The organism is Bradyrhizobium sp. GW821-FHT13H06 (assembly GCF_058803975.1).
This window is the reverse complement of record NZ_JBXAPN010000020.1, coordinates 18,259-32,054: the sequence shown is the minus strand read 5'-3', so window position 1 is coordinate 32,054 and position 13,796 is coordinate 18,259. Positions and strand designations below refer to the sequence as shown.

13 protein-coding genes are annotated in these 13,796 nt (G+C 61.6%); 9 read left to right on the top strand and 4 right to left on the bottom strand.

Annotated elements, in window-relative coordinates; all coding sequences use genetic code 11:
• Positions 1–43 precede the first annotated feature (43 nt).
• The 3 genes from AC1RQP_RS39820 to AC1RQP_RS39810 all read right to left on the bottom strand — a co-directional run bounded on the left by AC1RQP_RS39820 (position 44) and on the right by AC1RQP_RS39810 (position 5,125).
• Entirely contained in the window at positions 44–2,167 is a 2,124-nt protein-coding gene (locus AC1RQP_RS39820; protein ID WP_492943212.1) for a ParB/RepB/Spo0J family partition protein, read from the bottom strand.
• A 151-nt stretch (positions 2,168–2,318) separates the two neighbouring features.
• Positions 2,319–3,515, bottom strand: a complete 1,197-nt coding sequence (locus tag AC1RQP_RS39815) for a DUF932 domain-containing protein (RefSeq protein ID WP_492943181.1) — start codon at positions 3,513–3,515, stop codon at positions 2,319–2,321.
• 395 nt (positions 3,516–3,910) lie between these two features.
• On the bottom strand, positions 3,911–5,125 hold the full coding sequence (locus AC1RQP_RS39810) for a DUF3846 domain-containing protein (RefSeq protein WP_492943179.1): 1,215 nt from the start codon (positions 5,123–5,125) through the stop codon (positions 3,911–3,913).
• A 405-nt stretch (positions 5,126–5,530) separates the two neighbouring features.
• On the opposite strand from AC1RQP_RS39810, the gene AC1RQP_RS39805 reads away from it, so the two are divergent.
• Positions 5,531–6,619, top strand: a complete 1,089-nt coding sequence (locus tag AC1RQP_RS39805) for a DUF8359 domain-containing protein (RefSeq protein WP_492943178.1) — start codon at positions 5,531–5,533, stop codon at positions 6,617–6,619.
• A 137-nt stretch (positions 6,620–6,756) separates the two neighbouring features.
• Positions 6,757–7,788: a hypothetical protein gene (locus AC1RQP_RS39800; protein ID WP_492943176.1), complete on the top strand. Its 1,032-nt coding sequence runs from the start codon at positions 6,757–6,759 to the stop codon at positions 7,786–7,788.
• Here AC1RQP_RS39800 and AC1RQP_RS39795 read toward each other — a convergent pair.
• Complete coding sequence (locus AC1RQP_RS39795) at positions 7,760–8,326, bottom strand: hypothetical protein (RefSeq protein ID WP_492943174.1); 567 nt, start codon at positions 8,324–8,326, stop codon at positions 7,760–7,762. The genes AC1RQP_RS39800 and AC1RQP_RS39795 overlap by 29 nt on opposite strands.
• Before the next feature lie 169 nt (positions 8,327–8,495).
• Here AC1RQP_RS39795 and AC1RQP_RS39790 point away from each other — a divergent pair, with 169 nt between their 5' ends.
• The 7 genes from AC1RQP_RS39790 to AC1RQP_RS39760 all read left to right on the top strand — a co-directional run bounded on the left by AC1RQP_RS39790 (position 8,496) and on the right by AC1RQP_RS39760 (position 13,786).
• On the top strand, positions 8,496–8,951 hold the full coding sequence (locus tag AC1RQP_RS39790) for a DUF3846 domain-containing protein (RefSeq protein ID WP_492943172.1): 456 nt from the start codon (positions 8,496–8,498) through the stop codon (positions 8,949–8,951).
• 27 nt (positions 8,952–8,978) lie between these two features.
• The gene (locus AC1RQP_RS39785; protein WP_492943170.1) at positions 8,979–9,716 is read left to right on the top strand and encodes a hypothetical protein; all 738 of its coding nucleotides are present in this window, start codon (positions 8,979–8,981) and stop codon (positions 9,714–9,716) included.
• Positions 9,717–9,742: 26 nt separating this feature from the next.
• Entirely contained in the window at positions 9,743–10,255 is a 513-nt protein-coding gene (locus AC1RQP_RS39780; protein ID WP_492943168.1) for a hypothetical protein, read from the top strand.
• A gap of 2 nt (positions 10,256–10,257) precedes the next feature.
• Positions 10,258–10,917, top strand: coding sequence for a hypothetical protein (locus AC1RQP_RS39775; RefSeq protein WP_492943166.1), 660 nt, complete (start codon positions 10,258–10,260; stop codon positions 10,915–10,917).
• A 107-nt stretch (positions 10,918–11,024) separates the two neighbouring features.
• Positions 11,025–12,218 carry a hypothetical protein gene (locus tag AC1RQP_RS39770; RefSeq protein ID WP_492943164.1) on the top strand — a complete coding sequence of 398 codons (1,194 nt, stop codon included), beginning with the start codon at positions 11,025–11,027 and terminating at the stop codon, positions 12,216–12,218.
• Between the two features lie 124 nt (positions 12,219–12,342).
• Positions 12,343–13,191: a P-loop NTPase family protein gene (locus AC1RQP_RS39765; RefSeq protein WP_492943162.1), complete on the top strand. Its 849-nt coding sequence runs from the start codon at positions 12,343–12,345 to the stop codon at positions 13,189–13,191.
• On the top strand, positions 13,184–13,786 hold the full coding sequence (locus AC1RQP_RS39760; RefSeq protein WP_492943160.1) for a hypothetical protein: 603 nt from the start codon (positions 13,184–13,186) through the stop codon (positions 13,784–13,786). Before AC1RQP_RS39765 ends, AC1RQP_RS39760 begins: the two co-directional genes overlap by 8 nt.
• Positions 13,787–13,796 lie beyond the last annotated feature (10 nt).

Here is a 13,796-nt window from a genome sequence, read left to right as displayed (position 1 = left end):
CCGCCGGTGACGGCGGGCCTTCGAGTTCGACGTTTCTGCTTGTTTATTCGGCCGCGACAAGCGGCTCGTCGGGGAGAGTTGCATCTTCGAGCGGATGCTCTGCATCTGGCATGGCGGCTTCGCATTTGTTCATTGGTGCGTCTTCCCCCGAAGCGGATGGGGAGATCGGGCCAGATTCAGGCGCGGGCGATGTTGCGCTGGAGGGGCGACCAGGCGTGCGCAGCGGCTCCGGAAGCCAACCTGAGCCAGTAAGGAGTTCTTGCGCCCTCTCCGCCATCTCGCCTTTTTTCAGGTGCTCGATGAGCTGAGCCGCAGTCTCTCCCTTGGCCTCGCGGACGGCTTGCAGGATACGCGCCTTGGTCACCCGCCCGAAATAGTTGTCGACGGTCGGCGACCAGCCGGCGGCAACGACATCGAGCCCGATTGCCTCGGCAAGGCGGTCGGCGTGACCCAGCGCACGCGGCCGCCGGTTCCAGGGCTCGTACACCGCATTAATGCTGATCGCGATGCAATGCGCGAACAGGGCATCGCGGCTGTCACGATCGGAATTCGCGAGTGCGTCCCAGAGCTCGGCTGATTCACGCGGCAACTGCTCCGACCAGTGCTGGTGCCTCTCGTCGACGGCCTTGGCGATCGTGGCATCGCCGAGGCCCGGCGCCTGGCTGCCGAAGACGACGCTCTTGGCGTCGATATCGAGGCAGGATTCGGGCGTGTAGCGGTAAAACAGTTTCAGGCAAAGCGCGTGCAGTGCCGCCAGGAACGCAACGTCCGGGTCCCCTGCCAGCGCGTCGCGCAAGGCCAGGGTGCGATACGCTGTGAGTTCGGTCATCAGCCGGTCTGGGATCGGCTTGATGCCTTCCTCCTGATCGGGCTCCTCGGTACTTGCCGAGGTGCCTGTCTGCCCTTCGGTTGTATCTCCGGAGGCAGAGGTCGCCGCTGGGGTGGCACTCCGCTCGGCGTCAGCCTTCCCCTCCGGCTCCGGAATTGCCGGCTCATCCTCGGGACGGACATAGCCGCGTTCGACCCGAAGCGCGCCCGACGCGTCGATGCTGACGAAGGCACCCGCACGCGCGATTTCGTCAGGATCATACTGGACGGGCCGCTCATCGAGTTCGGCAAGGGCCGTCTCGATCTCGCCAAGGCGCTGATCGATCCCTTCGGGAAGGACGTCAACGTCAGAATGCTCCTGCTCGAGACGCTCGTACTCGGCGCGCAGCGCTTCAGCCGCCGCAACCTCCTCGTCGGTCATCACGACGGACTCGCCGGAGATGCGGCGCAGACCATAGATGTGGCCGTAGGGAAAATCGACGGCAACCTCGACCCATTTCCAGCCTTCGGAGCGGATGTTGCCCGCCTCGCGCTCCAGCTTCTCGGCGACGAGCCGATCGAGCAGCGTCGGCTCTTGCAGCCAACCGCCGTCATCCTGCTGAAAAAGATCGCGAATGATGTCGCCGCCGGCGGCCTCATAAGCCTCGATTCCGACGAATTGGGCGCGCTTGTCGGAGGCGCGCACGGCGCCTTCAGTGAGCAGACGCCGGATGTAATACGGTTCCTTATTGTGTGAGCGCTGCACCGCCTGCCATACCTGCTGCTGGCGCTCGTGGTCTGGATTGACTGCAAACGCCATCAATTGGTCGAGGCTCATGCCGTCTTCGGCATAGACGTCGAGCAGCGTTGGCGAGACGGCGGCGAGCCGGAGCCGTTGCTTGACGACCTGGACGCTGACAAAGAAGGCAGCAGCGATCTCGTCCTCGCTCAAGCCCTTCTCACTCATGTCGCGGAACGCGCGGAACTGGTCGAGGGGGTGAAGCGGCGCACGCTGGACGTTCTCGGCGAGCGAATCCTCCTCGGCGAGGCCATCGGTCCGGATGACGCACGGGACCGGTGCGTTGCGCGCGAGCCGCTTCTGCTTGACCAGAAGCTCGAGCGCGCGATAGCGCCGCCCACCGGCCGGGATTTCGAACATGCCGGTTTCGGCGCCGCCCTCGTCGAGAACCGGGCGGACGGTCAGACTCTGGAGCAGCGTGCGCCGAGCGATGTCCTGCGCGAGCTCCTCAATTGAGACACCCGCCTTGATACGGCGGACATTGGCCTGGCTCAACACCAGCCGGTTGAAAGGAATGTCGCGAGACTGGCTCAGGACGATCTTCCGAACAGATTTTGCCATCGAAGTTTCTCCGCGACGGGCGGTCAAGAACCTCCCTCGACCTTCTGACCCGTCACGAAGCGAAGCGCCGCCCTCTTCCTCTGAGGGCGGCGCCGAGGCGGAGAGGACGGAGCTGGTTCTGCCCAGCCGCAGGCTCCGCTGCTTAGGCGCGTCAGTTGACGCGGTCGAGCAGCTTTTTCGCGCGAGCCTCGAGATCTAGCCGGGCGTCCTGATGGGGCCTGTCCCGCGCAACAGCCGTGATGCCCTGCACGAAATCGAAGACGCTCTCTGGCTTGCGGCCTTCCTCGGCGAGCGCCGTCTCGATGATCTTCGCAGTCTCAGATTTCCCAAATCCACGCTTGCGCAGGAAATCGGTGCGCTCCTCGTCCGTGCGCGCAACGACGCGTTCGCGCGCCGACTTGATGCCATTAACGAAGGGCATCGGCGAGGAGTTGGCGAAGCGCGTAAGCGCCGGCGCCGCCTCGTGGGCGAAGCGGGACGCTGCGTATTTGGAATGGCGGATGGTGATTTCCTCAAAATCCTCCACACCCCAGAGATTGCGGTTCTGGCAGACCGCTCTGAGGTAGAAGCTCGCGATGCCGAGCGTCTTGGCACCGACCTCGGAATTCCAGCAATAGAAGCCGCGGAAGTAGAGGTCGGGCGAGCCGTCAGGCAGCTTACCGGCCTCGATCGGGTTGAGGTCGTCGACCAGGAACAGGAAGACGTCGCGGTCGGAGGCGTACAGCGTGGTGGTGGATTTCGTGATGTCGACCCGCGGGTTGTAGATGCCAGTCGACCAGTCAAGCACGCCAGGCACCTTCCAGCGCGTATCACCGGTGCCGTTGCCGGCAATCCGCTGCACGGCGACCACGAGCTCTTGATCGAAGATGCGCCCATAGTCGGGACTGGTGACCGCTCGAAGTTCAGCACGTCCGTCCCCGACCTCGAGCGTCTTGATCAGCTCCGCGCGATTCGAGGTCAAACCGTACTGCAAATTGATGGCTGCGAGTGGTGCCGGAAGTTGCCGCAGATACGCTGATGGCGCGCCCACCATTGTTGCGAGCTGACCGAAGCTCCAGTGCGTCGGCGCAAGAGGCGAGGACTCACCTGGGAGCACCAACGTCAGCCGCTCCGCGTCATCACGATTGGCTTCCACCCGGATCGCCGCGCTCTCGACCGTCCGGGTTCGGCTCCGCTCAGCACGGCCGCGCACCGCGGCGTGAAGCTCCGACAGGGACAAATACCGCTCGTCCGCGGGGCGGGAAAACCATTCCGAAGCGACGCGGCCGACGCGCTCGCCACGGCTCACATCCACCCTATAGCCGGCACGGTCGCCGCGCGTGGGATCAAGAACATTCAGTTGGGTCATGGGAATCTCCATGACGGGCGCCGCGGGACTCTCCTCTCGGCTCTCAACCCGTCACGGAAATTCCGGCCATCCTCTGACTCTTTGATGGCGTCCGGGAACTGTCGGACGCACCCAATAGAACTGGCAGTTTCGGATCCGCATACGCTCCTGCAGAGCCAGCGCCGAACAAAGCCGCAAACGCTCGCGGCACGATCCGCGCGAAAGCGCAGCAAGAGCGCCCGCTTGGCGCGGCCTTCAGGCGGATCATGGATACAACTGCAGATCTGGATACGGTGCAGTCAGCTAAGCGGAAAGCGCTGGCGCTCGTTATCGAAAATGTATCGTGCGAGCGCCATCAGCCTCTCAGGCTGGCTTGAGCGGCCCCGGACTGGAAACTGATCAGAAATCCTTCGACATCACGCCGGAACGACCAGAACGCGATTGATCCCCAATCTTCGATCCGGCTCGCTGAACTTGACGCGTCGAATGACGTCCTCGATGCAGCAGTTCACGGGGGCTGTCTCATATTCATCTCCTCGTGAGCCAACGATCAATCCGCGTCCGGGAAAGCTCTGGCCGTCGATCTCGAAGAATAGTCGATGGGTGAACAATCCTTCCTCGTCGACATACAGAATATCTCCGCCTGAAAATTCGGCAGCCAATTGGATGCAGCCGCCGATCGCGCCCTGCAGCGACTCCAATCTGTTAGTCACCTCGATTGCCTTTACGTTGCGGTGGTATGGGTCGATCAGAATTGCCGGATAAATCCGTAGCTTGTGCACAGAGCCTGGCTTGACCGACCGGGTTGGCCGACAGATGGGAGGCAGCCGTGGTACATTGAAGAACGTCGACCCGGGCGGAAGAAACTCATCGGCGTCCTGGAGTTCCTCTGCGGTCCCGATAACGACCTTTCGTAGATGATTTGCAAAGCCGCGGTCATGCTCGCAAGCCGCATGCCAGGAGGTGACAACAGCGATTTGCTGAAGTGTCCGAGCGAGCTCAACCGACGTCGTGCCGGCCGCTCGCAATAGCTCCGCGCTTACCGGCTCTTGATTCGGCGGACCTGCAAGCGGCGGCAACGTATCGGTAGCAAGGACCTCGTCGGGGGAACCCCACATCCAAGTTAGAATCCGACGGGAGAATTCGCCAGGCGGCGACACGACCGCGAAAACACGCGGCGCCCTGAGCTGTCCATCGGGGCTCGTCTGCGTCAATAGCGCGATGGCCGACACTTCAAGAGTCTTCCCAATCATCAATGCCTGGTCAACAAAATCCAAATACACGGCAAGATAGCCGGCATTAAATATCTCGGCCTTGCCGGCCATTTCTCTCGTAACCCGAAGCTTGAGAAGGCTGTCGAGAGCCTCTGTTCCGAATTGGAATGCCGCGACGTGTCGGTCACAATGACCACCCCGATCGAGAAACCAACGCGCGATCGTTGCATCGAACTCTGTATTGATATCGACCCCGCCGGGCGACTGCGCGCGGATGACAGCAGCTTGGTATGCCGTCGCCATCATGGCAACCAATGGGTTCTTGGCTTGAGATGAGTTGCCCTTACCGCTGGCGCGGAGAGCGGCCGTCACTTCGCGGCCAGCATCCAATACAAAACGGTCCAACCAAGTTGTCATTCTACTTTCCTCACATTGCTGGGCAATTGCCTAGCTGAGGAAGCCTCCGATCAAATGAAACGAATACATCAATTTCAACCGATTGCAGTTGAGCACTCCGAGGTAAGGATGTTGCACATCCATGCATTCCTTGCCCTGTACGATCGAGCGGCAATAGCAGCGAACGTCGTCCATCGCACCCGACGCTGGAACAGCGGGAGTGGCACGTTAGGGATCGATCAACCAAAGTAACTGACAGGGGAGGCGAATACTGCCAGTCGAAGCGAGGCAGTCGCAAGCCGCGACAGGCAAAGAAATCATTTATTCGCGTAGTGTAGATCACAATGGAGCAAGCGAACGACTGGGCCCGTGCGTCGAGCATCTGGTACGGCAAAGCGGATTCGCTGGCCACGCGGAGTTTTCTCGATGGACAATATTGGCGCCCACTTGGTGAACGTCTTCTTCGCGTATCAACTCAGCTATATCCCGCAGGGATACCGCAAAGTTCGCACGCGCTGGTGTCCCGGAACGGAAACAATCGCGCTCCGATCCGTGTCAAAATCGGTCATGAAGCCGGCTTTCAGGATCGAACGGGAGGCCGCAAGGGGACGCTTGGTCACAGATATATTTCGTCTCGGTGGCGCGTTGTGGTGGCCGATCGTGTTTCGACCTCCGTTCTGGAACAAACAGTTCTTCTTTAACGCTTTAGAGAACGGCATCCCGGCGGCTCTCGAAGCGATCAGCATTGATGTGCTCTGGGCGGGAAAGGCCATTAATGATTTCGACCCCTTCTTTGTCGGACAAATTGTCGGATCCACAGAGCAGGAAATGCAAACGATGGCCGCAGGTGCAGCACAAAATTTGATAATGGTTGATGGCGAGCATCTGTTCGTCCGCGGCGGAGAACCAATCTGGGTTACACCTCGCGATCTCCGGGGCAAGCGTTCTCACCTATTCGGAGAGTTAGCGAACTCTGGTGCAGCATTCGGCTCGGCGCTGCCGCTCGATCCAGTTTCGTCAGCCGACGAGAACGGGCTCACTACATCGGACATAAATGCTGCAGCGATTGAAGGAAGAATTGACGGCATCCTAAGAGCCGCAGCTCGCCATCCGATCTACGACATCCGGATACTCGAGGATTGCCCCCCGAAGTTTGATCCAATTGATTTTCAGATAAGGGCATGCTTGCGAGAGTTATCCACCCGAGTAAAGCGGGCACTCAACCGGCCCAAGTTATCGCAAGAAATACTGCGATCCGCAGCTATCTTCACAGATATTAAGCAGTGCATCGATGCTACGACGGACGAGTGCGCGGCAATCTTGCGCGTTTTCCTGAACTGGTACCGCTATCTGCCGTTAAGGCAGGGCTATGAATTTCGCACGTCGTACGATCTTGTTCGGACAAGCATCGCTGCCATCGAGGCACGATGCCGCCGCGAGGGTATAGTCTCTCCGTTCGAGCAGTGGCGACTGGAGCCGCGTGATGATGATGCACTTTCCCTCCTTGGGCCGTAACATCGCCAACCTTGTGAGAATCTGCTGAAGTCCCGTCGCTAGGCATCGTTTCGAGCGTTTGTCAAGCCTACGACGTTGGAGTGACCAACAGCAGGTCTTCGCGAATTGTCCGCGCCAGTCAACGGCGGACAAAAGCGATGCTCACCTGGTTAGACGAATATACCGCGCATACGGGGCGCAATCTGAGGCTGGCGCTTGCAAACAGGGTGTCCGGGATCACGGACAATACCAGCGACTACCAGATCGTTAGAGAGATGACGGATGGGGCCGCGGATCGCTTATTTGCAGCTGCCGAACTTGGAATTCCCTGCGACGAAACTTACGAAGTGGCCGCGGCACTGTGGCCATTCTTTCGTCGGCCTGACGAGCTGAAAGGTGCTGGCCCTTACGCTTGCGCGATCGGAGCCGACCTGGCCGCCCTCTTCGAGAATGCTGCCGCCTCTCCCGAGGTCGTGCGCACGGCCGATCAACTGCTCAAAGAGCGTATCTCCGCCTATATCGATATCGCCGATAAGGCGATCCGCCTTGGTCCGATGCTGCACGTCAAGGCAATCCTTGTGACGCGGATTCCAAGAGACGACGAACCAGAGCCCAGCGAGGGATGGGCGCCGTCCGACACGGATCGGCTGCGCATCTTTGTCAAGCTCGGTCCCGTCGGGCGGGTCGCGCTCGGGACGATCAAGTGGACCGCTGGGTACGGGCCCGTGCGCTGCGACGAGCTCGCTGCGTCGTTCCTGGGCCAGCTCGCTGACGTGAACTGGGATCCCGATGATTTCACGGCCAAGGTCGAGAGCCTCATCTGGCTGGCCTTGGCGTATTCGGTGGTGGCGGTGCCCCGTGATCGCGAGAGACTGCGAGCGGGCGCCGACACGATGCGATGCCGGATGGACCGACGCGCGCGTCGCGGATGGAAGCGCTTTACGCTGTTTCAAGTCGAACGTCTCAAGGCTCCCGCGAACAAGTTCGGCAGGACGCAAGGTGGAGAGTCGGATGGGTGGGAGCTCACCCGGCGGATCTCGGTGAGCGGCCATTTCAAGATGCAGCCCTACGGACCCAGGTCCGAACAGCGTAAAGTGATCTTCATCAGCACGCACTATCGTGGGCCCGTAGATGGCGCCCCGCTTCATCGGATTTCGGCGCCTAAGGCGCCGCCAAACCAAGGCGCTTAGCTGGCGCAAGGGCCCCTTTGCCCTTGAGTTTCATCTTCTTACGGTTTCCAACAAACCGCTCCAGTTGCCGTCGGACCTCGAGCACATTCGTCGACATTGCTTGAAAGACAGCCCCGTCCTGACGGAGTTCGCCAATGTAGTGATCCAGTGGAAACGCTTCGTCCTTCATGGCGAGAACGGTAATCTTCTCGACAAGAATCCGTTCGACGAGATCGACAGCCTTCTTGCTGTTGTTCTCGCAAAGATCGTGAACTGTAGGGATGACGATGGTCCCGTTACCTCGGATCCCGTTGATCAACTCTTCGAGTTCCGGCCGCGTCGACGAGTTGACCTCATGGCGGGTGTCGCGGGTCCAGCGATCGACGCCCAAATTGAAATCCTCCAGTATCAAATCTGCAGGGCGCCGCTGCACATCTGGCCTAGTCATGTAGTCCAGAAACTTCGCGACGAGTCCGACGTCCTTCGCGCGCCGCGCTCGTCCCCGCTCTCCGCTCGCGGTCGGGTCAATGTATCCATACAGCGGAAGTTTCGTTCCCACAGTCTCGCTCCGTTTTGCTGGGCCGACGGCAGAATTTGGCCGACCTGTCAAGTCCACGTCGTGGGAGAGACGCGCCAGCTCTGGGCTCCTAAGCAGGCACGTACCTGCTGCATCGGCGTCACCCCCTTCCAACGTCTATGCCTCAAACAATCGAACTTAGAGCAAAAGCATGACATCAAATTCGACGAAAATTGCGAAGATCGGGCCTCAGTTGAGCGTACCGCTACGGGCGATCCTGATCGACCCGTTTCGGCGCGTTGTCGAGGCCCATGGTGTCGACCACCGCTTGGCTTCGCTCCAAGCCGCAGTCCGCGGCAACATCGCTTGGGGCACCGAACTCAGGACCGGCGACGTGCTCTACGTCGACGACGAAGCGCTGCTTAAGCGCAATCCCGCGTTCTTCGCGCTGGGCAGGCGCTCCTTCGCAGGCCGTGGGCTCCTGGTCGGCCCCGAGCGTCCGCGCATGACCGACGTGGTCTCGACCGTCGAGGAAATCGCAAAGAAGGTCCGCTTCGGCATCGCAATCGATGTCGACAAGCTCCTGACGGCCAAGTGCACGACTTTCGAAACGGCGGACGAGTTCTTCGAGTATTTGCGCCGGCAGCGCGACGAAGAGCTCGAGTAGGCCGCAAACAGAAAGGAGGAAAGAATCATGGATTTCACCGAATCTGTCCAGCACGCCCGTGACGGCGTTGATGCAGAAGACGTCGGCCCTGACGGAGACGACACCGAAAACGTTGCTCAAGCAGCAAAACTGATGATCGCGGATGCGGACCGCGCGGTTCAGTCCTGCAACGAGGTCTTGCGCGATCAGCTCGAGAAGGTTGGCCGGAAGGTTCCTACCGAGAAGACCGTGGCGGTGATCTACTCCGCCTACTGCGCGATCGCTGCGACCGGCTCTCAGGCTCAGTTCCTGGCTGAGCGTCAGATCAAGGTCCACGGCAGCACGAAGAACGACTGCTATCCGGTCTTTCGGGCGTTCACCCGGAGCGCGCATCCCTGGTTGCGCGACCGAGTCTGCAAGTACGCGCAGGTCGCCGCTCTTGCGGTCAATCAGAAGGTGGCACCCGAAGCGTTTCCGGACTGGCTGAAGCGCCACCCGATCGAAAAGGCCTGCCGCGAGTACCGCCGCATCATGCGGGAACAGACCAAATCGGAGAGGGACGAGCATCTGCAGCGCGTTTGGCAATTCTTGGTCGACCCGAAGAAGGAGCCCGAGAAGGCGCCGATCGTTCCCGCTACGCCGATCACGCCGGGCTACGTTGGGTTGAAGCTCGCCGTGGTCGACTTCACGCACGATGGCTGCGGCAATTTCCGCGTGCTCGGAATCATGCCGCACGATGCAGACGCCGTCATGCGCATGGCACTGACGGCCGCGAACAAATTGTAGATCTAAAACCAGTAAGGAGTACGGAAATGTCGACGAACGACCCGAATGACCACTTCATCCCCGGTGCCGCCTTCATGGAATCGGCCGCCATGGATCTCAACGCGACGATGAGCTTTCTCGTGGACACCGCCGACATCGCTTCGCAGCTCCGCGTTATGTCGAGCGGCGCCGTGCAGCACACCGAGCTGGTGGACGTGCTCAGCCCGGATCTGACGGCTGCTTTCAAATTGCCGCTCCATACGGTCATCGATCCGCCGGCCCTGGCGTCGAAGATCGTGAAGGCGTCGCGTCGCGGCAAGCTCCGGCTGGAAGGGTTCCAGGTCGTGGACGGCTTCTTCACGCAGCCGCGCCTCGTCCTGCTGATCCATCGCCGCGTCGTCGGCCAGCTCTACTGCTCGCGCGACGGCCGGAGCCTCCAGCTCGAATTCCGCGAGCGGACGGACGCGCGGGACATGGGCAACGCGGTACTGGCGCTCGGCCACCTTCCCTTCAACGTGCATACGCCGCTCGGCTCCGCGCCGACCGACAGCATCCACTAGCCTTGATGCCGATGCCGCTTGACGAAACCATACTGCAGCTTGACCGCGACCTGTTGCACCGCCGTCCGGATCTGGCCGACGCTCTCCTCGATGGCCAGCATGGAACCATCCTTCATGAGGTCAGCCACTATACCGCCGCGAATGCCGACGGAATGGTTAGGGGACACCTCGTCATTCACGCGAGCTCCGCCCGCGCGGTCGCTGGTTTTGTGCCGGATGATATGTCAGCAAAGCAGCTCGCGTCAGATCCCGCGCGGCGGTCTTTCGTGGCCTCTGCCGGCCTGCTGGGAGAACATCATTTCTGCGGAAAGACAAGGCCGGCGCGTGCACGGGCCGACATCGCCGCCCATCAGGCGATATTCGGCCTGGCCGCCGCCGAGCTGATCATCGCTGGATGGAAGCGAGACCACCTTGTGCGCATCGGCGCTCTTGCTGGCTGCATCGCGGCGAATTTCGATCGGTGCGTTCACTATTGTGACACCAACAGATTCCTCATTGACGATCACCACGTGATCCCGAGCTGCATGTTGTGGTCGCCGCGGTGGCGGGGATTGCGTCAACGTCTTGATGAAGCGGTTTGGACCTACCCGGTCAAGGAGCGTCGCCGGGCACTGGCGGAATTCCTGGCGGCGCACGCCGGCTCTCGCACGCTCCTGGTCTAGCTCTGATCAGAAATCCGAGTTCTGCCAAGATCAAAATCTTCGTTCCCGAAATTTCTCCCCTCCTGCCCGGCCATGATTGGGACTTCCACAACAAACGGAGATCATACGTGTCCGACACAGACCTGCGCATTCGCCTCGTGACCCTGAACGAGGCGCTCGAAGACCTCGGCCGCAACCCGCGGCCGTTCCTGCTGATCAACATCGAGCGGCATCCCCGCGGTATCCCCATGCCCAACAAGGGCCTGCTGGAGCGGCTTCGGGACGAGTGCGGCGATGACCTGCTGATCGTTCCGACCAAACTGGCCGAGCTCAATGCCGTCCTTCCAGTCTGCCGGGACCGGGACAAGTTCATTGCCGGTGAGTTCGTCCTGATGGAGGTGACGAAGCTGCACGAGACCTCCGAGCGTCCGCACGGCGGACAGGACGTGACGGGGCTCGAAGAGCGCGCCCGTGACGGACTTTACATGACCGTGGCGATGGTGACCGAGCGACTGCGGGCCTGCGAGGATCATCAGGAAGGCCGCAAGATGGCGGTTGAGACCCGGCGCGGCGAGATCTTCGAGACCCTGCAGCCGCTGCTCGGGAACTTGTCGGCCAGGAACTGCTTCGATGCTGGCCAGAGGCGCATCGCGGCATGGTATCCGGGGCTGACCGCTTATGAGGCCATGAAGTCGGTCTACGTCGGCGTGCTGGAGCAGTTGCGCAACGGCGCCAAACCCGTGCTCATGAAGGCGGAACACCTCGAGCTCGTGAGCGCTGTTCATGCGATCTACGCCAAGACCGAGGAGCTCCTGAAGGCTCAGCACGCGATGTCCGCCGAGCTCCGCAAGATGATGGAAAGCGACGAATTCGCGAAGGCGAATCCGGGGAAGCAGCATGAGATGCAAGCGGAATTCCTGCGCGAGCGTGCGCCGGCCCAACATCAGGAGCTGGCGCACAACAAGCAGGGCGGGCCGTCGCTGGCGCAGCTGATGCGAGCGGCCGCGGCGATGGATCTCAACCCGTCCGGGATCTATGCCAACGTTCTCTTCTACAAGAGCGAACTTGACTGCGCGATGCTCCTGGGCCGCGTCGAACGCGGTGTCGGCGTCATGTTCGGGTCTAAGCACATCAAGGCGCTGAAGCGCTTCATGACGCAGGCCGATGAAGCCGAAGGCAAGGTCGCCGTCGACGCGGAGGCTGAGGCCGCGCGCTGCCTCCACGATCTCGCCCTTCGGGTGAGGACGCGCGCCGGATGGGAGGAGTTCTTCAGCATTGCGGAGGCGGACGGCCGCGAGTACTGGATCAGCAAGGTATTGTAGTCATTAGTATTTTCGACGGCGATCTTCGTTCCCGAAATTTGTCAGCCAAACTGGCCTTAATAGAAGGGCTCCGCAACCGGCGGGGCCCTTCGCGTTTCGGCTCCGTCCATGAAGAGGGAGCCACATGGCCAAGACCAAATCTCCGATCCACCCCGTCAAGGCGGTTACCCCGCCCGTGACCTGCATCGTCGACGGCGACGTCGGTGGCGTCGGCAAGTCGCTCCTCGCGATTCTGATCGCGATGGCGTTCTCGCTGGTCGACCTCACGCTCAAGGTCTTCGAGCTCGACGAGCAGGGCAAGCTCCAGCGCTTCCTGGGCCCCGACGTCCAGAGCCTGCATGCCGCAAGGCTCGATGCCGATGCCGATGGCGAGCGCGACCTCCTGCCGGTGTTCTCCCCGTTCCATGAAGCACTGACCGGCATGCCGCAAACCAATGCGTCCGTGCTGCTCGAGGTCGGCGGCGCGCTGACAGAGCTCGCAAACGCCTTCATCGCGGAAGTGGACGTCGACGACGACATTTCGGCGCTCGGTCTCAACGTGGTGGTCTTCCTGGTCATGGTCGCCACGGCAGAATCGGTCCGTCAGGTCCTCGGGCAAGCAGCGAGGCTCGAGCGCATCCTGCCCTCGGCTCAGATCGTGATTGTGCTCAACGAGCGCGACGGCTGCCCGCAGAAGGCCTCGCGAGACATGCCGGAGGAATTGACCAAAGGCGTTGACCGCCTCCTCGACACTTATACCCACATCCGCCTGCCGCGACTGAGGCCTCAGTCGCGTCGCCTGTTGGAGATGCTGGGTGAGTCGCCGCCGGTGATCATGTCCTGGCGTCACGACCACTTCCGGGAAGCCATGATGCGGACGAGGCTGCCGCTGTCGTACGCAAAGCGTTTCGTGAACGACGTCGCGGACTGGAGCGGAAAGATTCACAAGGAGCTGACGCGCAACCTCCCGTTCCTCGGGGGCAGTCATGGCTGAGCGGCTCAAGACATTCCTGAAGGATGTGAGCACCCTGCGCGCACAGCAGAGTGCGGAGCAGTTGGCGCGTATGGACCGGCTGAAGGCGATGACGCCCGAGCAGCTCGTTCGCCTCCCGCGCCCGGAGCTGCAGGAGCTCACCGATCGGCAGTATGCCGAGCTCGTTCGCCACGTGGCGCCGGAGCATCAGCTGCCGGAGCCGCAGGCGGTGTCGGTGGCGCCGGGTAAGTCCTGCGCTGGACTCCGCGCGATCGCGATCCCGACGGCCGCGCGAGCGGCGGTGCTCGGCGTGTTGACGGGGCTCGCCGTCCTCTTCGCGAGCCTTGCGGCCGGCCCCACCATTGATTGGTGGCAGTACCGCAAGCCGCCGGTGCGCAGCGCACAAGCCTCGACTTGGCCCGGGTGCCCGCGGCTCAGCGGCTGGGTCGACGGCTGCACCTATGTGCCTGTGCGGGACATGGCGTGGGAGCGTGCGGCTGACCTGCTCGAGATGAGCGAGGCGGAATTGCGGCAAGCCAACCAGCACATCAATGGGACTTACATTCCCGCCCAGACCACGCTCGTCGTCTGGCGGCATCGCGGCCAACTCTTCTAGGGAGCACTGA

What these genes read in the sequence shown, in the direction of transcription:
- AC1RQP_RS39805 (WP_492943178.1), top strand. Translation starts at nt 5,531, where the DNA reads ATGGACAATATTGGCGCCCACTTGGTGAACGTCTTCTTCGCGTATCAA.
- AC1RQP_RS39765 (WP_492943162.1), top strand. Translation starts at nt 12,343, where the DNA reads ATGGCCAAGACCAAATCTCCGATCCACCCCGTCAAGGCGGTTACCCCG.
- AC1RQP_RS39800 (WP_492943176.1), top strand. Translation starts at nt 6,757, where the DNA reads ATGCTCACCTGGTTAGACGAATATACCGCGCATACGGGGCGCAATCTG.
- AC1RQP_RS39820 (WP_492943212.1), bottom strand. Translation starts at nt 2,167, where the DNA reads ATGGCAAAATCTGTTCGGAAGATCGTCCTGAGCCAGTCTCGCGACATT.
- AC1RQP_RS39790 (WP_492943172.1), top strand. Translation starts at nt 8,496, where the DNA reads ATGACATCAAATTCGACGAAAATTGCGAAGATCGGGCCTCAGTTGAGC.
- AC1RQP_RS39760 (WP_492943160.1), top strand. Translation starts at nt 13,184, where the DNA reads ATGGCTGAGCGGCTCAAGACATTCCTGAAGGATGTGAGCACCCTGCGC.
- AC1RQP_RS39810 (WP_492943179.1), bottom strand. Translation starts at nt 5,125, where the DNA reads ATGACAACTTGGTTGGACCGTTTTGTATTGGATGCTGGCCGCGAAGTG.
- AC1RQP_RS39780 (WP_492943168.1), top strand. Translation starts at nt 9,743, where the DNA reads ATGTCGACGAACGACCCGAATGACCACTTCATCCCCGGTGCCGCCTTC.
- AC1RQP_RS39785 (WP_492943170.1), top strand. Translation starts at nt 8,979, where the DNA reads ATGGATTTCACCGAATCTGTCCAGCACGCCCGTGACGGCGTTGATGCA.
- AC1RQP_RS39815 (WP_492943181.1), bottom strand. Translation starts at nt 3,515, where the DNA reads ATGACCCAACTGAATGTTCTTGATCCCACGCGCGGCGACCGTGCCGGC.